The 19,359-nt window shown below is 62.1% G+C and carries 20 protein-coding genes and 2 pseudogenes; 12 read left to right on the top strand and 10 right to left on the bottom strand.

Annotation, left to right across the window (positions count from 1 at the left end; genetic code table 11):
• Positions 1-104 precede the first annotated feature (104 nt).
• A complete protein-coding gene (locus tag AC13QO_RS13005; RefSeq protein ID WP_085778713.1) occupies positions 105-1,013 on the top strand; it encodes an SDR family oxidoreductase in 909 nt (302 codons plus the stop codon).
• A gap of 404 nt (positions 1,014-1,417) precedes the next feature.
• Here the strand turns inward: AC13QO_RS13005 and AC13QO_RS13010 are convergent, their stop codons facing one another.
• A complete protein-coding gene (locus AC13QO_RS13010) occupies positions 1,418-2,170 on the bottom strand; it encodes a pyridoxine 5'-phosphate synthase (protein WP_085778714.1) in 753 nt (250 codons plus the stop codon).
• A gap of 431 nt (positions 2,171-2,601) precedes the next feature.
• On the opposite strand from AC13QO_RS13010, the gene AC13QO_RS13015 reads away from it, so the two are divergent.
• Positions 2,602-3,294 carry a MerR family transcriptional regulator gene (locus tag AC13QO_RS13015; protein WP_085778715.1) on the top strand — a complete coding sequence of 231 codons (693 nt, stop codon included), beginning with the start codon at positions 2,602-2,604 and terminating at the stop codon, positions 3,292-3,294.
• 95 nt (positions 3,295-3,389) lie between these two features.
• Here AC13QO_RS13015 and AC13QO_RS13020 read toward each other — a convergent pair whose 3' ends face one another.
• Positions 3,390-4,517 (bottom strand): ATP-dependent DNA helicase, encoded by a 1,128-nt coding sequence (locus tag AC13QO_RS13020; RefSeq protein ID WP_085778716.1) that lies wholly within the window; start codon positions 4,515-4,517, stop codon positions 3,390-3,392.
• 83 nt (positions 4,518-4,600) lie between these two features.
• Positions 4,601-5,527 carry a LysR family transcriptional regulator gene (locus tag AC13QO_RS13025; RefSeq protein ID WP_085778717.1) on the bottom strand — a complete coding sequence of 309 codons (927 nt, stop codon included), beginning with the start codon at positions 5,525-5,527 and terminating at the stop codon, positions 4,601-4,603.
• A gap of 131 nt (positions 5,528-5,658) precedes the next feature.
• Here AC13QO_RS13025 and AC13QO_RS13030 point away from each other — a divergent pair, with 131 nt between their 5' ends.
• The 4 genes from AC13QO_RS13030 to AC13QO_RS13045 all read left to right on the top strand — a co-directional run bounded on the left by AC13QO_RS13030 (position 5,659) and on the right by AC13QO_RS13045 (position 9,021).
• Positions 5,659-6,138 (top strand): carboxymuconolactone decarboxylase family protein, encoded by a 480-nt coding sequence (locus AC13QO_RS13030; protein WP_085778718.1) that lies wholly within the window; start codon positions 5,659-5,661, stop codon positions 6,136-6,138.
• Between the two features lie 67 nt (positions 6,139-6,205).
• Complete coding sequence (locus AC13QO_RS13035) at positions 6,206-6,964, top strand: SDR family oxidoreductase (protein ID WP_085778719.1); 759 nt, start codon at positions 6,206-6,208, stop codon at positions 6,962-6,964.
• Between the two features lie 62 nt (positions 6,965-7,026).
• Complete coding sequence (locus AC13QO_RS13040) at positions 7,027-7,443, top strand: cupin domain-containing protein (protein ID WP_085778720.1); 417 nt, start codon at positions 7,027-7,029, stop codon at positions 7,441-7,443.
• Positions 7,444-7,539: 96 nt separating this feature from the next.
• The gene (locus AC13QO_RS13045) at positions 7,540-9,021 is read left to right on the top strand and encodes a cyclic nucleotide-binding domain-containing protein (protein WP_085778721.1); all 1,482 of its coding nucleotides are present in this window, start codon (positions 7,540-7,542) and stop codon (positions 9,019-9,021) included.
• Here the strand turns inward: AC13QO_RS13045 and AC13QO_RS13050 are convergent, their stop codons facing one another.
• Entirely contained in the window at positions 9,022-9,510 is a 489-nt protein-coding gene (locus AC13QO_RS13050; RefSeq protein WP_085778722.1) for an RrF2 family transcriptional regulator, read from the bottom strand. It abuts the gene before it with no gap.
• Between the two features lie 270 nt (positions 9,511-9,780).
• Here AC13QO_RS13050 and AC13QO_RS13055 point away from each other — a divergent pair, with 270 nt between their 5' ends.
• From AC13QO_RS13055 to AC13QO_RS13065, 3 genes are read left to right on the top strand one after another with little or no spacing between them, the layout of a single operon-like run.
• The gene (locus AC13QO_RS13055) at positions 9,781-10,161 is read left to right on the top strand and encodes a COG4315 family predicted lipoprotein (protein WP_085778723.1); all 381 of its coding nucleotides are present in this window, start codon (positions 9,781-9,783) and stop codon (positions 10,159-10,161) included.
• 16 nt (positions 10,162-10,177) lie between these two features.
• The gene (locus tag AC13QO_RS13060) at positions 10,178-10,693 is read left to right on the top strand and encodes an RNA polymerase sigma factor (protein ID WP_085778724.1); all 516 of its coding nucleotides are present in this window, start codon (positions 10,178-10,180) and stop codon (positions 10,691-10,693) included.
• Entirely contained in the window at positions 10,690-11,472 is a 783-nt protein-coding gene (locus AC13QO_RS13065; RefSeq protein WP_085778725.1) for an anti-sigma factor family protein, read from the top strand. Before AC13QO_RS13060 ends, AC13QO_RS13065 begins: the two co-directional genes overlap by 4 nt.
• A gap of 3 nt (positions 11,473-11,475) precedes the next feature.
• Here the strand turns inward: AC13QO_RS13065 and AC13QO_RS13070 are convergent, their stop codons facing one another.
• Genes AC13QO_RS13070 through nthA form a run of 3 tightly spaced genes read right to left on the bottom strand, consistent with a single transcriptional unit; the run spans position 11,476 to position 13,155 of the window.
• A complete protein-coding gene (locus AC13QO_RS13070) occupies positions 11,476-11,847 on the bottom strand; it encodes a nitrile hydratase accessory protein (protein ID WP_085778726.1) in 372 nt (123 codons plus the stop codon).
• Positions 11,834-12,493: a nitrile hydratase subunit beta gene (gene nthB, locus AC13QO_RS13075; RefSeq protein WP_085778727.1), complete on the bottom strand. Its 660-nt coding sequence runs from the start codon at positions 12,491-12,493 to the stop codon at positions 11,834-11,836. The genes AC13QO_RS13070 and nthB overlap by 14 nt, the downstream gene beginning before the upstream one ends.
• Positions 12,490-13,155, bottom strand: a complete 666-nt coding sequence (gene nthA / locus AC13QO_RS13080; RefSeq protein WP_085778728.1) for a nitrile hydratase subunit alpha — start codon at positions 13,153-13,155, stop codon at positions 12,490-12,492. The genes nthB and nthA overlap by 4 nt, the downstream gene beginning before the upstream one ends.
• 186 nt (positions 13,156-13,341) lie before the next feature.
• Here nthA and AC13QO_RS13085 point away from each other — a divergent pair.
• Together AC13QO_RS13085 and AC13QO_RS13090 are read left to right on the top strand one after the other, a co-directional pair.
• Positions 13,342-14,614 (top strand): annotated as a pseudogene (locus AC13QO_RS13085) (SDR family oxidoreductase).
• A pseudogene (locus tag AC13QO_RS13090) lies at positions 14,614-15,087 on the top strand (DUF2269 family protein); the annotation flags it as partial. The pseudogenes AC13QO_RS13085 and AC13QO_RS13090, both read left to right, overlap by 1 nt.
• Here the strand turns inward: AC13QO_RS13090 and AC13QO_RS13095 are convergent.
• Complete coding sequence (locus AC13QO_RS13095; RefSeq protein ID WP_488540824.1) at positions 15,082-15,675, bottom strand: LysE family translocator; 594 nt, start codon at positions 15,673-15,675, stop codon at positions 15,082-15,084. The pseudogene AC13QO_RS13090 and the gene AC13QO_RS13095 sit on opposite strands and share 6 nt — an antisense overlap.
• A 152-nt stretch (positions 15,676-15,827) precedes the next feature.
• On the opposite strand from AC13QO_RS13095, the gene AC13QO_RS13100 reads away from it, so the two are divergent.
• Positions 15,828-16,676, top strand: coding sequence for an aldo/keto reductase (locus AC13QO_RS13100; protein WP_085778732.1), 849 nt, complete (start codon positions 15,828-15,830; stop codon positions 16,674-16,676).
• A gap of 197 nt (positions 16,677-16,873) precedes the next feature.
• On the opposite strand, the gene ilvN is transcribed toward AC13QO_RS13100, so the two are convergent.
• A complete protein-coding gene (gene ilvN, locus AC13QO_RS13105; RefSeq protein ID WP_011426035.1) occupies positions 16,874-17,446 on the bottom strand; it encodes an acetolactate synthase small subunit in 573 nt (190 codons plus the stop codon).
• A gap of 23 nt (positions 17,447-17,469) precedes the next feature.
• The gene (locus tag AC13QO_RS13110; protein ID WP_085778733.1) at positions 17,470-19,260 is read right to left on the bottom strand and encodes an acetolactate synthase 3 large subunit; all 1,791 of its coding nucleotides are present in this window, start codon (positions 19,258-19,260) and stop codon (positions 17,470-17,472) included.
• Positions 19,261-19,359: the final 99 nt, after the last annotated feature.

Below are 19,359 nucleotides of genomic sequence, written 5' to 3' on the forward strand. Positions count from 1 at the left end.
CGTAGAGCCGAAAAACTGCCTCCTTTACACCGCGAAGTCAATTCCTACTCTAGAGTTAGTCTCTTTTTGAGACCACCCCGCCCAACGCAAAAGGAAACGACCCCATGAGCGAAACCATCCTGGTCACCGGCGCCGCCGGACAGCTCGGCCAGCGTGTCATCCACCACCTCATCGAAACCTACAGGGTTGCCCCCGGCAACATCGTCGCGGCAACGCGCAGCCCCGAGAAGCTCGCAGAGCTCGCAAACAAGGGCGTCGTCACCCGCAAGGCCGATTTCGATGACGCGGCAGGGTTGGAAAAGGCTTTCGCCGGCGTCGACCGGCTGCTGATCATCAGCACCGACGCGCTCGACACCCCAGGCAAGCGTCTGGCCCAGCACAAGGCCGCCGTCGCTGCCGCCGCCAAGGCAGGAGTCAAGCACATCGCCTACACCTCGATGCCGGCGCCCGACGATTCGCTCGTCACTTTCGCACCCGACCATCTCGGCACCGAAAATGCTATCAAGGCGAGCGGCCTCGCCTACACGATCATCCGCGACGCCTGGTATCACGACAACTATCTGCATGGCATGCCCCACAATCTACAGGGCGGCAAATGGTTCAGCGCCACGGGCGATGGCAAAATCTCGACGATATCGCGCGACGACTGCGCCCTGGCGATCGCCGCAGCCCTTGCCTCCGGCACCGCCGAAAGCGCCACCTACACGCTGACCGGCACTGAACTTCTGACCAATCGGCAGGTCGCCGCCACCGTCTCCGAAGCCGCCGGCAAGCCGCTCGATGTGGTCGACGTCACGGACGAACAGCTCGGCCAGGGCATCCGCGGCGCCGGCCTCCCCGGCTTCATCGCCGACATGCTGGTCTCTGCCGACGCCAACATCCGCGCCGGCAAATTCGAGATCGTGACCGGAGACTTCACCAAACTAACGGGTAGACAGCCGCTGCCGCTGAAGGATTTCTTCGTGGCGCATAAGGCTGCACTGACGGCGGCTGGCAGCGCCGAGGGGCATTGAGCCGATATGCATCCCTGCGCAACGTCTCGGGGATGCAGCGCGAGCGAGAAAGCTCCACGTCGAATAAATTACGCACGGCGTGGACGCGCCGTGCGTAAATGCCTGTAACATCGCGCGGTAAAGCCCTGAGGACACGAATGACGGAGGAGGAGGGAGTGCCGTGTGACACCCCCTCTGCCCTTCGGCATCTCCCCCACAGGGGAGAGTTGCAGGAGGTTAGACCATCGCTCCCTCGCTACCGTAGCGCGGCAGCTATAGGGTAGTTGTTTGGAGAAGCCATCTCGCCCAGCCGATCTCCCCGCCTGTGGGGGAGATGTCCGGCAGGACTGAGGGGGTAACCCCAGGCGCTACCGATGCGACGACAAAACCAGTTGATTCCGCCGTACCATCGCTGGACGCCATCGTCAAAACTTCTGCCCACAAGCCCTGCAAAACCGCCGCACCGTTTCCGCCATGCCATATTCCAGCGCATCGGCGGTCAGCCCATGGCCGATGGAAACTTCGGCAAGATCAGGAATGCGCTTCACCAGATCAGGCAGGTTTGCGACCGTCAGATCATGCCCGGCATTGACGGCAAGGCCGATCGACAGGGCTGCATCCGCGGTCTGGCCAAGCGCTTCGAGGATCGGGGCTGCCCGCTCCGGCGCGTCGTAGCAGCCGCCATAGGGGCCGGTGTAAAGTTCGATCCGGTCGGCGCCGACCGCCTTGGCGATCTTGACCGCTTCCGCATCGCCATCGCCGTCGGCAAAGAGCGAGACCCGGCATCCCATCTTCTTCAGCCGCGCCACGACATCGGTGAGGAACGCCTGTTGTTTGCGGAAGTCCCAGCCGTGATCGGAGGTCGCCTGCGACGGGTCGTCGGGCACCAGCGTCACCTGCTCGGGTGCAGCGCCAGCGCAGAGTTCGAGGAATTCCTCTGTGGGATAACCCTCGATGTTGAACTCGGCCTTCGGGAATTCGTCGTCGATCAGGTTGCGGATGACGGGTAAGTCGGAAAATCTTATATGGCGCTGGTCGGGGCGCGGATGGACCGTCAGACCGCTGGCGCCTGATGCAAGGGCTATGCGCCCGAGGGCTTCGACGCTCGGCCAGGGCAGATCGCGCCGGTTGCGCAGCATGGCGATGGCGTTGAGGTTCACGGAGAGCTTGGCTGGCATGGCGGATTATCCATCGGTCTCGGAAACGGGAGGCCACGCTTTTTAAGCCAAGTGCCCGGCGATGGCCAACGAGAATCGCAGATGAATGCGACGCCGATATTGATGGATCGGCATCACAACAGTGAGGGGCGTACCAGGAATAGCGGTTCCCGCCGGCTGCGAAGATGCGGCGGGCGCAGCGCGTGTTTTGCTGGAACCTTCGCGCAAAACCTGTAGAGCGCGCCGTCGCGTTGCTATCCCATTTAAAAGAGATTATTTTTAGCACTTATAAAAAAGATCGTTCACGCATAACGTGGACATTGTGTCGCGTAAACGTAGGCCGCGTACTGCTTCTTTCCCATAGAAGACGCTCAGAGGAAACCCCACTCGCCGCGACCGGGAAGCAACTGGCAAAACCGCATGAGGTGCAACAAGCTGCCCTAGGAGGGTTCATGCCAGACGGTTCCAAACGCCTGTTTGCTGCCGCCGGTGTCGCTTCGGAGGCCCGGTCGAAATACCGGTTCCTGCCTTTGGCCGCGCTGCCGCCGGATCTGCCGGAAGGTCCGGTGCCTATCGCCGATATGGCCAACGCATTCGGCGTTACGCACAGGACACTGCATTTCTACGAAGAAAAGGGATTGATCTCGGCCAATCGCATCGGCCTGATGCGCGTTTATGGCCAGGACGACGTGATGCGCATGGCCGTCATCACCGTCTGCCGCGAGACAGGCATGCCGATTGCAGTTATCCAGGAACTGATGGACGAGCTTCGCAACGCCGATTCGCAGGAATCGGCCGAGGCGATGTTCCGCGAGGTCTTGCAGGTGCGCAAGCGCGAGTTGACGGCCGAAATGTCGACGCTGCACCGCCAGCTCCAGCAGGTCGGCGATCTCCTGGATTTCGACGACGGCATGGAGACGCAGCCGCTCAACGACAATCAGGACAGTTCCAGCCTGACCGCGCAGGAACTGCGTTGCCTGGAACTGATGGCAGAGGGATATTCCACGCAGCGCATCGCCCGGGCACTCGATCTGAAGCATGATGAGACCAGGGATCTCGAGGCCGGAATCATCCTGAAATTCCGCGCCAACAACCGCTTCCAGGCGATCGCCAAGGCCGTGCTGCTGGGCATCGTGCAGGCTTAATTCCCCTGACGAGCGCCACTGTCTCCTTCCACTTTCAACCATAACTGTCCGGTTCGCAGCGATGAACGCAGATGAGGGGCCGGCCCCGATCGGGATCAGCGAACGATCGTCAGCGTCTCCGCCGCACGTGTGATCGCCGTATACAGCCAGCGTTCCCGCGTGTCGCGAAAGGCCCAGCTCTCGTCGAAGAGCACGACTTCGTTCCATTGCGAGCCCTGCGCCTTGTGGACGGTCAGGGCATAACCATAGTCGAACTCGTCGTAACGCTTGCGGGTGTTCCAGGGGATCTCGCCTTCGACATCCTCGAAGGCCTGCTTGAGCAGCTTGATCTTAGCCGCCCCGCGGTCCATGTCGTCGTCTTCGGGACGGACGAGCAGGTTGATGCCGGGCTTCGTCGTTTCCTTGGACGAGGTCATCACCTGCCACAGCGACCCGTTGAGCAGGCCCTTGGCAGGATCGTTCCGAAGACAGACCAGCTTGTCGCCGGTCTGCGGATAATCGGCGGAAAAACCCTTCAATTCACGCAGGCGCTGATTGTAGCGCCGCCGCGTCCTGTTGGTTCCGACAAGCACCTGGTCGGCGTCGAGCACGAGTTGCTGCGTCACCTCGTTCTTCGAAATCACCTTGGCCGTGCCGTAGTCGCCATACATGATCTCGTTGCCTTCGCGCACCTGCATGGCGAGCTTGATGATCGGATTGTCGCGCGCCTGCCGGTGGATATCCGTGAGGAGATAATCCGGCTCCTGGTTGGTGAAATAGCCGCCGCCCGAAACCGGCGGCAGCTGGCCGGGATCGCCGAGCACCAGAATCGGCGTGCCGAAGCTCATCAGGTCCTTGCCGAGCGCCTCGTCCACCATCGAGCATTCGTCGACGATGATCAGCGCCGCTTTCGCCACCGGGCTTTGCCGGTTGATCGCAAACATTGGCGCAATCGAGGTCTTGCCGGTTTCCTCGTCTTCGACCGCCTCCTCGCCGCGCGGGCGATAGATCAGCGAATGGATGGTCTTGGCGTTGGAGGCGCCGCGCGAACGCAGCACCTGCGCGGCTTTGCCGGTAAAAGCGGCAAACAGGACGTCGCCGTCGACATTCTCGGCAAAATGCCGGGCAAGCGTCGTCTTGCCCGTTCCGGCGTAGCCGAACAGGCGAAAGAGCGGCGAGCGCCCTTCGTTCAGCCATTTCGAAACAGCCTTCAGGGCTTCGTCTTGTTGCGGCGCAAATTGCATGATCAGACGACTTGGCAGGATTCGCCTGACTTAGGCAAGGCGGAAACTGACGCGGCATGGCCGACGACGGCAGATCCCGGCGCTCATCCGTTCCAGGCCCGGTCCGCGGCGCCTGCACACATGGACGGGTCCTGCCCCATCGCATCCATCACAAAATCCAGAACGGTCTTGACGCGCAGCGGCATGTTACGTCGCGAGGGATAGACGACGGTGACCGGCAGCCGGCTCGGCTGGAAATCCTTCATCACCTGGATCAACCGGCCGGCGGCGATATCGGACATGGCGATGATGTGGGAGAGCACCGCCAGTCCCGCGCCGGCAAGGGCGGCTCTGTGAATGGCGACGGCGTTGCATGCGGTCAGGCGCGGCGAGATCCTGACCGATATATCTTCCGAGCCGTTCGAAAAGGACCATGTGTTGGCCTCGCCTGCCCTCGCGTAGCACAGGCATTCATGATCCTTGATGTCCTTCGGGGCGCGTGGAGCCGCCCTGCGCGAGAGATAGGCGGGAGACGCGACGAGGAAGGCCGTCGTCCAGCCGATCCGCCGGCAGACGAGGCTGCTGTCGGCGACCGGGCCAAGGCGCACTTCGAGATCGAGGCGCTCCTCGATCATATCGGAGCTCTGCTCCCTGAAAAGCAGTTCGACCGAGAGTTTGGGATGAGCGGCGAGAAGATCGCCCAGCCGCTCGCTGAGATAGAGGCCGAGCGGTGCCGGAACGCTGAGCCTGACCTTGCCAGAAGCGATCGCTCCATCCGATCCGGCGGCATCGCCGAGCTCTTCCACCGCCTCGAGAATCCGGAGCGCCATCGGCAGCATCCTCTCCCCCTCCGCCGTCAGCGACAGGCCGCTCGTCGTGCGATGCAGCAGGCGCGTGTTGAAATGGCCCTCGAGTGCCGCAACCTGCCGGGAGACTGCGGGCTGGGTCACATTGAGATCATGCGCCGCGGCTGAAAACGAGCCCGTCTCCACGACGCGCTGAAAGGTCCGTAATGCCGAAACGATATCCATCCCCTCCTCCTCATACTTTTGCGCATAGGCTTTATGCCGCCAGACTAAGCGAGAATGACTTTACAGTCCAGCAATTAAGGATATCTTCTATCCATAAGGATATTAAATGTCCTTAATTAGAGGAGAAAGACATGACCCAGCGATTGAACTACGCCCAGCAGTCACCCGAGCTCTTCAAGAAGTTCATGGAATTCAGCATGGCGCTCCGCAGCAGCGTGATCGACGAGAAGCTGCAGGCCCTGGTCGAGATCCGCGCTTCGCAGATCAACGGATGCGGCTTCTGCCTCGACATGCATGTGAAGCAGGCCAAAATCCTCGGCGAGAGTGAGCTCAGGATCTATCACGTCGCTATTTGGCGGGAATCGAACCTGTTCATTCCCCGCGAGCGCGCCGCGCTGGCTTGGACCGAAGCCCTGACGAAACTGCCGGAGGGCGGCGTTCCCGACGAGATCTATGAGCGGGTTCGCGGCCAGCTTTCCGAAAAGGAAATCTCCGACCTGACCTTCGTGGTCATGGCAATCAATGCCTGGAACCGCGTCAATGTCGGCTTCAAGACTGTGCCCGGCACGGCCGACAAGGCCTACGGCCTCGATAAGGCTGGCCTGAACTAACCCTCGCAATTCATTGAGAAGATTCATTTTGACGCTGCCGCACCCCGGCAGCGAAAGGAGATCCGTTATGAAAATCGTTGTCATTGGCGGAACCGGTCTCATCGGTTCGAAAACCGTCGAGCGCCTGCGCAAGCGCGGCCATGAGGTGATTGCCGCCTCGCCGAACTCAGGCGTCAACACGATCACCGGAGAAGGACTGGCGGAAGCGCTTGCGGGCGCAGAGGTCGTGCTCGATCTTGCCAATTCACCCTCCTTCGAGGACAAGGCCGTGCTCGAATTCTTCGAGACCTCGGGACGCAATCTTCTCGGCGCCGAAAAGGCCGCTGGCGTCAAGCATCATGTCGCGCTGTCGGTCGTCGGCACTGAGCGCCTGCAGGAAAGCGGCTATTTCCGCGGCAAGCTCGCTCAGGAAAAGCTGATCAGGGCCTCGGGTATTCCCTATACCATCGTGCATTCGACGCAGTTCATGGAATTCCTGAACGGCATCGCCCAGTCCGGCACCGTCGGCCAGACGGTCCGCCTGTCGCCGGCCTATGTGCAGCCGATCGCCTCCGATGACGTTGCCGACGCCATGGCCGACGTGGCGCTCTCCGCCCCCGCCAACAAGACAATCGAGATATCGGGTCCCGAACGCGCTCGCCTCAGCGATCTCGTCGCCAGCTATCTAAAGGCGATGAAGGACCCGAGGACTGTCGAAGCCGATGCAGAGGCAAGATATTTCGGCGCCAGGCTGAACGATCAGTCGCTCGTCTCCGACGACAATCCGCGGCTCGGTACGATCACCTTCGAAGAGTGGTTCGCAAAATCAGCCAGTCGAAGTGATTGACTTGCCTCAGGACGCGGTCGCTTGGGCGCGTCCTCTCCATCCCAGCAACACAGGAGATTCCCATGATCAGGACATCAATGCTCGCCGCCGCACTCGCCTTTCTCACAGCGACCGGTGGCGCCGCCCACGACAGCAGCAAATCCGCGAAGGTGACGCTCGTCTATGAGCACGAACTGCCGAACGTGCCGGGCAAGAGCATCAAGGGCGTGCTGGTCGAATACGGCCCGGGCGGCTTCTCCGGAGGCCATACCCATCCGGACTCGGCCTTCATCTACGCCACCGTGCTCGAAGGATCGATCCGCAGCCAGGTCAATGACGGCCCGGTCAAGGTCTATCAGGCCGGAGAGAGCTTTTCCGAAATGCCGGGCGACCGCCATGGCGTCAGCGCCAATGGCAGCGAGACCGAGCCCGCCCGCCTGCTCGCCGTCTTCGTCGTCGACACCGATCAGAAAGAACTGACTTTCCCGCTGAAAAAGTGAGTATTCGCTGACGGCCACCCGCGGAGAGCCGGCCGCTTTCGCGGGTGGCCGACACGCTGAATCATGTGCCGCCGCCCCTTCCGGAGACAGACAGAGATGATCTACGACGCGCTCTTCGGTAGGCCGCTGATGTCCCTGATCGTGGTCGGCTTTGCCGGCATCATTGTCTGGTATTTCCTCTCCAGTCAGCGGCCGACGACGCGGCTGGTGGTGCAGATCCTCTTCTTTGCGGTGATGACGCTGATCCTCGTCGGCAGCGGCATCGAACCGCATCGTTTCAGGGGGTATCAATCCGAGGACCCGCGAGCCCTACTCGTCATCCTGGCGAAATCGCTCTGGTGGGTCCATCTGGCATGGGCAGTCATCGGCTTCATCAGGCTCTATCTGGTGCTGGAGGGCAGCCCGCGTGAGGCCCGCCTGCTCCAGGATCTCGTCGTCGGCATCGTCTATATCGGCATCGCGCTTTCGATCCTCGCCTACGTCTTCGGCGTGCCGATCGGCACCCTCGTCGCGACATCGGGCGTGGTCGCCATCATTCTCGGTCTGGCGCTTCAGAACACGCTTGCCGACGTCTTTTCCGGCATCGCGCTGACGCTCGGCCGGCCCTATGTCATCGGCGACTGGATTCTCTTGAGCGACGGCACGGAAGGACGCGTCGTCGAAAGCAACTGGCGCGCGACGCACATTCTGACCGGCGCCAACAATATCGTCGTTCTGCCCAACAGCTTCCTGGCGAAACTCGGCCTGACCAATATTAGCCGTCCGGACGAGACCCATCTGCTGATCCTCACCATCCGCATCGCCCCGACCCGGATGCCGGCATCGATCCGCCAGATCATGATCGCCGCGCTCACGAGCTGCAATTCGATTGTGCGGGAGCCTGCGCCGGTCGTCGCGCTGAAAGGGCTGGATGCCACCGCACTCGAGGTCGAGCTGCTGTTTCGGGTGACGAGCCCCAGCCTGCGTGTGACGGCGCGAAACGAGGTGCTCGATCTCGTCTATCGTCATTGCAAATCCGCCGGCCTGCTTCTCGCGGTTCCGCCCGCGGCCCAAGTGCTGACCGCCGATCTGCCGACCGAAGAAAACGCCAGGCCGCCGAGCGTCACGCCGCTTGCGCTGATCGAAGCCATTCCGGTCTTTGCGACACTGACGTCAGATGAAAAGCAGAAACTCGCCGAAACCACGACTGTCCGGCAGTTCCGCAAGGGCGATGTGATCGTGCGGGAGCGCGAAATGCTGCCCTCGCTGATTATGGTGCGCGCCGGCATCATCGTGGCGCGGCGCGAAGGCGAAGAGCGCGGGCGCTTCGCACCGGGCGATTTTTTCGGCGAGACAGGATTGCTCGCCGGCATGCAGGAAGTCTGCACCTTGGAGGCCTTGACCCCGGCGACGGTCTATGAAATCGACCAGGAAGCCTTCGCGCCGCTGTTCACCCGACGACCCGGTTTGGCCGAAGAAATCGCCGAAGCCCTCGCCGGCCGCGCCGAACGCTTCCGCGACAGCGCTGGCCTGCCTGCGGAACAGGTCCGCAACGCGCATGCCATCCTGAACACCATCAGAACCATCTTCAGGGCATGATCAGCCGGCGCGCTGGAGCACCCATTGGAACGTGTCTTGCCAGATGTCCGCCGGCACCTCCTCGGATAAGGTGCCGACAAGATCGGAGAGCCGGACGGCTCTCAACGTATTTCGCCAAGCCTCGTCGGCTTCCCACATGACGCGCGCAACCGGGCAAGGCTTACTGTCGCAATAGCCTGCCGGCCGGCACGGATTGTTCTCGCGGATATTCGTGCAGGTGAAGCTACGCGCCTTTCCCTCCACAGCCTCGACAATATCAAGGAAGTTGATCTCGGATGGGGATCTCGCAAGCCTGTAGCCCCCGCTCGGGCCGAGCGTGGTATCGACCAGGGAGGCCTGCGAAAGGCTCTGCAGCGCCTTGGAGAGATATTCCTTCGGCAGACCGTGAAGCTCGGCGAGCGCCTTGGTGGAGAGATACCTGCCCTCGGGCAGGCCCGCGAGAATGGCGCAGCAATGCAGCGCCCACTCGACCTGGCTTTTCAGGATCATTCAGCAACTCATAATGGCTGGTTCTGCGAACCAAATTAAGGACACAGGATATCCGCAAAGCTGCATGATGTAAATGACCGGCAGACAACGAAGATGTCCACCTTCGCCGAGCAGATCGCATCCCTCGCTTGTATTGTGCTCTCCGCGGCCTCTCTCCAGCCTCATCCTGAGCGCGCGAAAAACTTTCGCTCAGCCGGGAATAAAACCGCCTCGCCCCGTGTCTCATATCAGGTATCGCAGCATTGCGTGCCCAACCTGAGGAGAGACATCATGACATCCGTGAAATTCCTGTCCGTCGCGGCGGCAGCCGCGCTTGCCGCGACAGCTGCTTTCGCAGCCCCTCCCGTCAAGGAAGTCGAAACCGCCAAGGGCAAGGTGCTTGCCGGCGAAAATGGCATGACCCTCTACACCTTCAAGAAAGACGCCAAGGGCGTTTCCAACTGCAACGGCGATTGCGCCAAGAACTGGCCGCCGCTGATGGCCGCTTCCGATGCCAAGGCCGATGGTGCATATTCGATCATTGAACGCAAGGATGGTAAGAAGCAATGGGCCAAGGACGGCATGCCGCTTTATTACTGGGTCAAGGACAAGAAGGCCGGCGACATCACCGGCGACGGTGTCGGCGGCAACTGGGACCTCGCAAAACCTTGACGCCAAGGGAACCGGCGTGAAGATACCCGCACCGGAAACGTTCGAGGGCCAGATCCTGGCCCTCCTGCCCTCGCTCAGGCGCTATTCGCGCAGCCTGACGCGCTCGGATGCCGATGGCGAGGACCTGCTCCAGGACTGTGTCGAGAAGGTCCTGGCGCGCCGCGGCCAATGGCGCGGCCTCAACCTGCGCGGCTGGGTCCTGACCATCATGACCAATCTCTATCGCAACGGCCGGCGCGGCAAGGCGCGCGACGGCCTGGTCGAGCTCAATGCTGCGGAGGATATGGCAGCGCCCGAACCGCCGGCCGATCCGCTGGAGCGCGCCCGGCTCAACGATGCGCTGAACAGCCTTTCGGAGGAGCACCGCGCCGTGCTGATGCTCGTCGTCATCGAGGGCTATAGCTACAGCGAGGTCGCCGCCGCTCTCGATATCCCGATCGGCACCGTCATGTCGCGCCTGTCGCGCGCCCGCCGGCGCGTCGCCGAGCATCTGAAGGCCGATAACGTCATTACGCTTCGGAGACCGAAATGAACGAGACCAACCCGATCGTCACCGAAGCCGATCTCCACGCCTATGCCGACGGCCAGTTGCCGCAAAGCTCGCGGGCCCGCATCGAGACCTACCTCGCGGACAACCCGGACGAAGCGGCGATGATCGCCGAATGGCAGGCGCAGAACGCAGGCATCCGTTCCCTCTTTGCCGGGTACGAGAAGGCCAGGGACACTGATCCTCTGCTCGTTGCGCCCTCACGCGCGGTCGCACCCACGCGGAAGCGCTGGGCACTCGCCGCCGCGGCCCTCCTCGTTTTTGCGCTCGGCGCCGTCAGCGGGTATTATGACCCGGCTCTTCTAGAAAAGCCGGAGCTGCAGCTTACCGGCTCAGAAACCTTCCCGAAACAGGCCGAGACCGCCTTTACCGTCTATGCCGCCGAGGTCCGTCATCCCGTCGAGGTCTTCGCCGACGAGGAAGCCCATCTCGCCACCTGGCTCGGCAAGCGCCTGGCGATCGAGAACCTCAAGATCCCGAACCTGCAGCCCCTCGGCTTCAAGCTGGTCGGCGGCCGCCTGCTGCCGGTCGACGGCCGGCCGGGCGCGATGTTCATGTACGAGAACCAGGCCGGCGAGCGCCTGACCGTCATGGTCGGCCGCAACAGGGAAAACCGCACGACGAGCTTCCGCTTCGCCTCATCGGGCAATCTCGAAACCTTCTACTGGATCGACGGCGAACTCGGTTATGCCGTCACCGGCGAAATCTCGCGCGAAGCGCTGCGCGCGGTGGCCGAGGAGTGCTATCGGCAGTTCCCGTCATGACGTTTAGCGCAGCGGATCGTTGGCAAGCTCTATCGGCTTGCCATGCGGCGTCGCTTCGGCCGCCCGCTGCCAGCTCTTCTGCAGGTCGAGGAGTAGGGATGCATCCGCGACGCCGCGACTGACCAGCAGGTCCGAGAGCGCCGCCACCCAGCTGTCGAAATAATCGCTGCCGTCCTCGGCTCGGCCTGGCTGATGCAATTCCCGCGAGAGGGTTTCGGCCCACTCGGCCCAGGAAAACAGCCCCTTCTCAAGCAGATGCACGGTTATGGCGAAGGCTTCAGCCGCCCAAGGTTCAGGGAAAACAGGATCACCCTCCGGCGACTTCGGTAAACCCGGCGGTTGCGAGAGCTTAGAGGGTATTTCACACACGCTCAAGATAGCTCTCCCATGCATCGATCGAGACCGTCAGCGACGGGTCAGCACCCTCACCCCAGAGCTCCGTGCCATCAAAGATGACGGTATAGAGCCATTGCGGGTTCTCGCCCTTGCCATGCGCATTGTCATCGGGAAAGACGAAGGAACCCTGCACCGCTTCGACGATGCCGGTCTTGGCCCTGGCATAACGCGGCAAGCGCGTATGGGTGGCCGGATTGAAATTCCTCGTCCGCACCGTCTCGCCGATCGCAAATATCGGCGCGGCCTCGAAAGGACGATCGCATGGCCCGCCTTTCGCGAGAACCGCCTGTACCATCTCGGCCTTCAGCACCCGTTTCGGCGTCGCGCCCTCCTGCAGCTTGCGCCCAGACAGCAACTCCTCGCGCGTCGCAAAACCGTGCCGTTCGAGCAGCGTTTCGACGCCGCGGATCCAAATCTCGTAATAGCTGGCGGCAAGATAATCGGCCGGCGGAATGTTTTCGCGGGCATGCCGGCTCTCATCGATCGTCCAGGCGCCGAAAGCGCCGCAGGAAAGCGTGATGCCGAGAGCCCGCTTCTCCCAGTCGGCATGGAAAGAGGGCTCATCCTTTTCAGGGGCGATAGGCCCGAAACCCATCTGCCCGCCGAGATCGTGGGGTCCGTTCATGGCAGAGCCTCCGGACTGCCGGCAGCTGAAATTTTCGAGCTGCCCGCGATCGCCGTCCCGATCATCGCATCGCGGCTGACGAGATCGGCCAATGAGGTCTCATCCAACCCTTCCGTGCCCGCCGGCCGCTCGGGGATTACGAGATAACGCAACTCCGCCGTCGAATCCCAGACGCGGACCTTTTTCTCCGCAGGCAGCACCAGCCCAAATTCGGCCAGTACGCCGCGCGGATCGATGACGGCGCGCGAGCGATAGGCCGGAGCCTTGTACCAGACCGGCGGCAGGCCGAGCACCGACCAGGGATAACAGGAGCAGAGCGTGCAGACGATCAGGTTATGGGTGTCGGGCGTATTGAAGACGGCGCGCATATGCTCGCCCTGCCGGCCGGTAAACCCAAGGCTCGCAATCGCCGCCGTCGCATCGCGTTTCAGCCAGTCCGCGAATTCGGGGTTGCTCCATGCTTTCGCGACGACACGCGCACCGTTGCGCGGCCCCACCTTCCTCTCATAAGTCTCGACGATCGCATCGATTGCCCCCGGATCGATCAACCCCTTCTCCGTCAGCAGCGTCTCCAGCGCTTTGACGCGCGCCTGCATGTCGGAGTAGCGGTTGTCGTGGTGATGGTCGTAGTTGTGATGGTCGTCGTGATCATGGTCGTGCAATGCGATGTTCTCCCAAACGACAGATAGGATCTTCTCCCCGCTGGGGAGAAGGGGAATCATTGCAAGGCCCCGCCCTTCTCAAAGTATCGCCCGTGGAAAGCAGCGCAAACATCCCCTTTTCTATCACACCCCACGCACCCGCCAACCCCTCCTATCCCCCTTAAACTTTTCCGCTAATCTCCAGCCATGAACATCCTGATTCTCGGCGCAACCGGCTTCATAGGCTCCGTCGTCGCGGCCCGGCTCGCGGCCGATGGGCATGCCGTGACCGGGCTCGGCCGCAATCCTGAGCGTGCGCGTTTGAAGCAGCCTGCGATAAACTGGCGGCGGGCCGATCTGTCCCGCATGACGAAGGCCGAGGACTGGGAGGATCTCCTGAAGGACCAGCATGCCGTCGTCAATTGCGCCGGCGCGCTGCAGGACGGCCTTGTCGGATGATTTGGCAGCCACACAGGGAGATGCGATGCTGGCGCTCTATTCCGCTGCGAAACGCTCTCAGCCTTTGATGGTGCAGATATCGGCAAGGACGGCGGGCGCGGCCGGCGATCTGCCTTTCCTCGCCACCAAGCGGCGGGCCGATGAGGCGCTGGCGGCAAGCGGCCTGCCCCACCTCATCCTACGCCCTGCCCTCGTTCTCGGCCGCAATGCCCATGGCGGCTCGTCGCTCATCCGGGCGCTTGCCGCCTTCCCCTTGGCGCTGCCGCTCATCCACGCCGAAAGCGGGGTCGAAACCCTGTCGGTGGACGACGTGGCGGAAGCCGTGTCGCGGGCGGTTTCAGGCGATCTGCGCGGGGATATCGTTCTTGCCGCCGACGAGGTGCTGACGCTCGCCGATCTCGTGCGCCTTCACCGGCAATGGCTGGGCCTGCCGCCCGCCCGCGTCTTTTCGCTTGCTCCGCGGCTGGCGCAGCCCGTGACATGGCTCGCCGATGTCGCGGGCCTGCTCGGCTGGCGGTCGCCGCTGCGCTCGACGGCAATGACCGTCATGTCGGAAGGCATTAAAAGCGCGAAGGCGGAGAGCGGCCTTGCCGCGACATCAGCCGCGGCAACGCTTTCAGCCAATCCTTCCGGCGTGCAGGATCTCTGGTTCGCCCGGCTCTATCTGCTGAAGCCGCTCGTCATTTCGGGCCTGTCGGCCTTTTGGCTGCTCTCCGGCCTGATCCCGCCGCTGGTGCTGGAGAAGGCATCCGCGCATTTCCTGCCCTTCATGCCCGAGGCGGCAGCGGCGATGCTGACGCTTGTCACCTGTCTCATCGATATCGCGCTCGGCGCCGCCGTCCTAATCCGCCCGCTCGCCAAACGCGCCCTCCTCGGCATGCTGGCCGTCTCGTTGGCCTATCTCACCGGCGGCACACTTCTCGAACCGGCGCTCTGGCTCGATCCGCTCGGCCCGCTTGTCAAGGTACTGCCGTCGATCCTGCTGACGCTCACGGCCCTTGCCACCCTGGATGAACGCTGATGCTCCAAGAATGGCTCCTGCTTGCCCATGTCATCGGCGCGACCGTTCTCTTCGGCACCGGCGCCGGCATCGCCTTTTTCATGGTGATGGCGCACCGCACGCGTGATCCCATCCTGATCGCCCATGTCGCCGCAACAGTCGTCATCGCCGACACCGTCTTCACGGCGACCGCCGCCATTCTCCAGCCGGTCACCGGCTATCTGCTGGCGCGGTCGATCGGCTGGAATCTTTCGGAGGGCTGGATTGCGCTGTCACTGCTGCTCTATGTCGTCACCGGCCTGTTCTGGCTGCCGGTCGTCTGGATCCAGCTCCAACTGCGCGACCTCGCCCGCGCCGCGGCACGCTCGGGAGGCGCTCTGCCGCCCAGCTATAACAGCCTCTACCGCATCTGGTTCGCCTTCGGCTTTCCGGCCTTCTCCGCCGTCCTCGGCATTTTCTGGCTGATGCTGACCAAACCGTCGATCGCTCTATTTTGGCATCGGCCAGAGGCTCGCCACCAGAAGCACGGCCATGCTGATATTGAACCACTTCAGCCGCACCGGATCGGAAAGCCATTCCCTGAGCGCCGAGCCGAAGCCTGCCCAGCTTGAGACGCTCGGCACGTTCACCACCGCGAAAGCCAGGCCGACGATCAACACGCTGACGAGATAAAGCTCCGGATTCGTATAGGTCGCCATTGCGGTGACCGCCATCACCCAGGCTTTCGGATTGATCCACTGGAAAGCCGCCGCCGAGACAAAGGACATTGGCGCCGCACCGCTCTTGCCTTCGCTGAGCGAACGCGACGAAGCGATTTTCCAGGCGATCCAGAGGAGATAGGCGCCGCCGGCGAATTTCAGCACGGTATAGAGCATCGGTATCGTGTGCAGCAGCGCACCGAGCCCGAGACCAACGGCAATGAGTAGCGAGAAGAAGCCGGCGCCGATGCCGAACATATGCGGGACAGTCCTGCGGAAGCCGAAATTCACGCCCGAAGCGAAAAGCATCATATTGTTCGGCCCCGGCGTGATCGACGTCGTAAAGGCGAAGAGAACGAGAGCGAGAAACGTATCCAGCGGCATGAAACCTCCCGAAGCCGGCTTTTCCAGCAGCCAGCTTTTATTTAGGTCAGCATAACTGTCCTAAATCGCCGACACCAATACATCATTGTCATGGTGACAGGATTACTTGAAAGATAGCGGCGCAGCCCAATCTCCTGACCAGGATCAAGACCATGCAGGACGACCCTATCTCATCGATCACAATCCCGAACGGCGCGGAAGTGCCGGTGCTCGGCCAGGGAACCTGGGCCATGGGCGAGGATGCCGGCCATGCCAAGGCCGAGATCGAAAGCCTCAGAGTCGGTATCGATCTCGGCATGACGCTGATCGATACCGCCGAAATGTATGGCGACGGTGGCGCCGAGGAAATCGTCGGCCAGGCGGTCAGGGGACGGCGCGACGAGGTCTTCATCGTCAGCAAGGTCTATCCTTGGAATGCCAGCCTGAAAGGCACGATCGAGGCTTGCGAACACAGCCTCGAACGCCTCGGCACGGACCGCATCGATCTCTATCTCCTGCATTGGCGCGGCAACTATCCGCTCGCCGAGACTGTCGCCGCCTTCGAAATGTTAAAGGCGTCAGGCAAGATCGGCGCCTGGGGCGTCTCCAACTTCGACACTGATGACATGGAGGAACTACTTGGCGTGCCGGATGGCGTCAATGTCGCCGCCAACCAGGTGCTCTACAATCTCTCTCGCCGCGGCATTGAATTCGACCTCCTGCCCTGGTGCCGAAGCCGCGGCATTCCCGTCATGGCCTATTCGCCGATCGAGCAGGGCCATATCCTCCATCATCCGGAACTGATCCACATCGCCAAGGCCTACCAGGCGACACCCGCCCAACTGGCGCTCGCCTTCCTGCTGAAACGCGACGGCGTCATCGCCATCCCCAAGACCTCGAATGCCGAACGTGTTCGCGAAAACCGCGACTGTGTCTCGCTTGATATCACCGACGACGATTGGGAAGCGCTCGACGCTGCCTTCCCGCCGCCGGCCGGGAAAAAGCCGCTGGAGATGCTGTGATTTCCGGTAGCTGTCCGACCGAAAAGCCCGTCGTCCGACTGCCGCCACCTTTCTCCCCGTCAGCTGGGAGAAAGGACACGTCGCAACCTCTCCGGTCCCCATCATGCTCTCGTTTGGAGCGTCCCCTCGCCGCGTTTACGGGGAGAGGGTTAGGGTGAGGGGCAGCTATCAGCACAAACCTAACAGAGCTAGCAGGGTCACATCCCCTGCGCACCACGGTTCATCGCCGCAATGCCCGTACGGCAGACTTCAATCAGGCCGAGCGGCTTCATGATCGCGATGAACTGGTCGATCTTGGAGGATTTGCCCGTTATCTCCAGAATGAAGTGATCGATCGTCGCGTCCACCACCTTGGCGTGGAAGGCATCGGCAAGCCGTAGCGTCTCGGCGCGTGTTTCGCCCTCGCCGATCACCTTGACCAACGCAACTTCTCGCTCGATCGGCCGGTCCTGGCCGAGTTCGCGGGCCCGCACCGTCAGATCGACAACGCGGTGAACAGGGACGATGCGTTCGAGCTGCGCCTTGATCTGCTCCAGCACATGAGGCGTGCCGCGCGTCACGATGGTGATGCGGGACAGATGCGCCTGGTGCTCGGTCTCGGAGACCGTCAAGCTCTCGATATTGTAGCCACGGCCGGAGAACAGGCCGATGACGCGGGCAAGGACGCCGGGCTCGTTGTCGACGAGAACCGAAAGTGTATGGCTCTCGACTGCGGTCGTTTCCGGAGAGATGAAATAGGCAGAGCCCGTGGGCTGAAGATGTGCGTTCATGGTCCTGGGTTCCTACCTTATCGTTATACGAGCTGACGGCCCTTGGCGTCGATCGCGTTGGCGACGGCTTCGTCGGTGGCTTCGTCGGGCAGCAGCATCTCGTTATGCGCCTTGCCCGAGGGGATCATCGGGAAGCAGTTGGCGAGATTGGCGACGCGGCAATCGAAGATGACCGGCTTCTTGACCTCGATCATCTCGATAATGGCGTCGTCGAGCTCGTCCGGCTTTTCGCAGCGCAGTCCGACCGCGCCATAGGCTTCCGCAAGCTTGACGAAATCGGGCATCGCTTCCGTATAGGAGTGCGACAGGCGGTTGCCGTGCAGCAGTTGCTGCCACTGTCGCACCATGCCCATATACTGGTTGTTCATGATGAAGATCTTGATCGGCGCGTCGTACTGGATCGCCGTCGACATTTCCTGAATGCACATCTGGATCGAGGCATCGCCGGCGATATCGATGACGAGGCTTTCGGGATGGGCGATCTGCACGCCGAGGGCCGCCGGCAGGCCGTAGCCCATCGTGCCGAGGCCTCCTGAGGTCATCCAGCGGTTCGGCTGTTCGAAGCCGAAGAACTGCGCCGCCCACATCTGGTGCTGGCCGACTTCGGTCGTGATGTAGGTGTCGCGGTCCTTGGTATGCGCATAGAGCCGCTCCAGCGCATATTGCGGCATGATCACATCGTTGCTCTTGGTAAAAGCAAAGGAATTGCGCGCCCGCCAGCGGGCGATATCGCTCCACCAATCCTCGAGGCGGCCCTTCTCCGGCCTCTTCGGCAGCGCCCGCCACAGGCGGACCATGTCTTCGAGGACATGGCCGACATCTCCGCGGATGCCGATGTCAACGCGGACGTTCTTGTTGATCGAGGACGGATCGATATCGATATGGATCTTCTTCGAATTCGGCGAGAAGGCGTTAAGACGGCCGGTGATGCGGTCGTCGAAGCGGGCGCCGATGCAGACCATGACGTCGCAATCATGCATCGCCATGTTTGCTTCGTAGGAGCCGTGCATGCCGAGCATCTTCAGCCAGTTCTTGCCCGAAGCCGGATAGGCGCCGAGGCCCATCAGCGTCGAAGTGATAGGGAAATCGGTGAGCTCGACCAGCTCGCGCAGCAGCTTGGAGGCCTCGGGGCCGGAATTGACGACGCCACCGCCGGAATAGATGATCGGACGGCGCGCATTCGCCATCATCTCAATCGCCGCATGGATCTGGTTGAGGTCGCCCTGGATCTTCGGCTGGTAGCTCTTCTGGATCGCGTAATCGGCGGGCGGCGTGTATGTGCCGGTCGCAAACTGCACGTCCTTCGGAATATCGACGACGACGGGGCCTGGACGGCCGGACTGGGCGATGCGGAAGGCCTCATGAATGATGGCGGCGAGCTGGTTGACGTCCTTGACCAGCCAGTTGTGCTTGGTGCAGGGCCGGGTGATGCCGACCGTGTCGCATTCCTGGAAGGCGTCGGAGCCGATCAATGGGGTCGGAACCTGGCCGGTCAGGCAGACGAGCGGGATTGAATCCATCAGCGCATCCTGCAGCGGCGTGACCGCATTGGTGGCGCCAGGACCAGAGGTCACCAGCATGACGCCGACCTTGCCTGTGGAGCGGGCGTAGCCTTCGGCCGCATGGCCGGCCCCCTGCTCGTGGCGAACGAGAATGTGCTTGATCTCGTCCTGCTGGAAGATCTCGTCATAGATCGGCAGAACCGCGCCGCCGGGATAGCCGAAGATATGTTCGACGCCGTTATCCTTCAGCGCCTTGAGAACGATCTCCGCTCCCGTCATCCGATTGCCTGCCGCCTGATTGTCCGTGCTCATCTGTGTCTGTTCCGTTTGATGCTGGATTTGCGTTTGTGGCCGGGAGCCCGATTTCGGGCACAAAAAAAGGCCCCGGAGGAGCCTGTCATCTAGCGCATG

This window comes from Rhizobium sp. CNPSo 3670, assembly GCF_057784555.1.

Bases quoted from the DNA above. Each gene is read 5' to 3' on its own strand.
- AC13QO_RS13065 (WP_085778725.1), top strand. From the start codon at position 10,690: ATGAACGAGACCAACCCGATCGTCACCGAAGCCGATCTCCACGCCTAT.
- AC13QO_RS13020 (WP_085778716.1), bottom strand. From the start codon at position 4,517: ATGCAATTTGCGCCGCAACAAGACGAAGCCCTGAAGGCTGTTTCGAAA.
- nthB (WP_085778727.1), bottom strand. From the start codon at position 12,493: ATGAACGGACCCCACGATCTCGGCGGGCAGATGGGTTTCGGGCCTATC.
- AC13QO_RS13100 (WP_085778732.1), top strand. From the start codon at position 15,828: ATGCAGGACGACCCTATCTCATCGATCACAATCCCGAACGGCGCGGAA.
- AC13QO_RS13010 (WP_085778714.1), bottom strand. From the start codon at position 2,170: ATGCCAGCCAAGCTCTCCGTGAACCTCAACGCCATCGCCATGCTGCGC.
- AC13QO_RS13095 (WP_488540824.1), bottom strand. From the start codon at position 15,675: ATGCCGCTGGATACGTTTCTCGCTCTCGTTCTCTTCGCCTTTACGACG.
- AC13QO_RS13050 (WP_085778722.1), bottom strand. From the start codon at position 9,510: ATGATCCTGAAAAGCCAGGTCGAGTGGGCGCTGCATTGCTGCGCCATT.
- AC13QO_RS13025 (WP_085778717.1), bottom strand. From the start codon at position 5,527: ATGGATATCGTTTCGGCATTACGGACCTTTCAGCGCGTCGTGGAGACG.
- AC13QO_RS13030 (WP_085778718.1), top strand. From the start codon at position 5,659: ATGACCCAGCGATTGAACTACGCCCAGCAGTCACCCGAGCTCTTCAAG.
- ilvN (WP_011426035.1), bottom strand. From the start codon at position 17,446: ATGAACGCACATCTTCAGCCCACGGGCTCTGCCTATTTCATCTCTCCG.
- AC13QO_RS13015 (WP_085778715.1), top strand. From the start codon at position 2,602: ATGCCAGACGGTTCCAAACGCCTGTTTGCTGCCGCCGGTGTCGCTTCG.
- AC13QO_RS13055 (WP_085778723.1), top strand. From the start codon at position 9,781: ATGACATCCGTGAAATTCCTGTCCGTCGCGGCGGCAGCCGCGCTTGCC.
- AC13QO_RS13005 (WP_085778713.1), top strand. From the start codon at position 105: ATGAGCGAAACCATCCTGGTCACCGGCGCCGCCGGACAGCTCGGCCAG.
- AC13QO_RS13045 (WP_085778721.1), top strand. From the start codon at position 7,540: ATGATCTACGACGCGCTCTTCGGTAGGCCGCTGATGTCCCTGATCGTG.
- AC13QO_RS13035 (WP_085778719.1), top strand. From the start codon at position 6,206: ATGAAAATCGTTGTCATTGGCGGAACCGGTCTCATCGGTTCGAAAACC.
- AC13QO_RS13040 (WP_085778720.1), top strand. From the start codon at position 7,027: ATGATCAGGACATCAATGCTCGCCGCCGCACTCGCCTTTCTCACAGCG.
- AC13QO_RS13110 (WP_085778733.1), bottom strand. From the start codon at position 19,260: ATGAGCACGGACAATCAGGCGGCAGGCAATCGGATGACGGGAGCGGAG.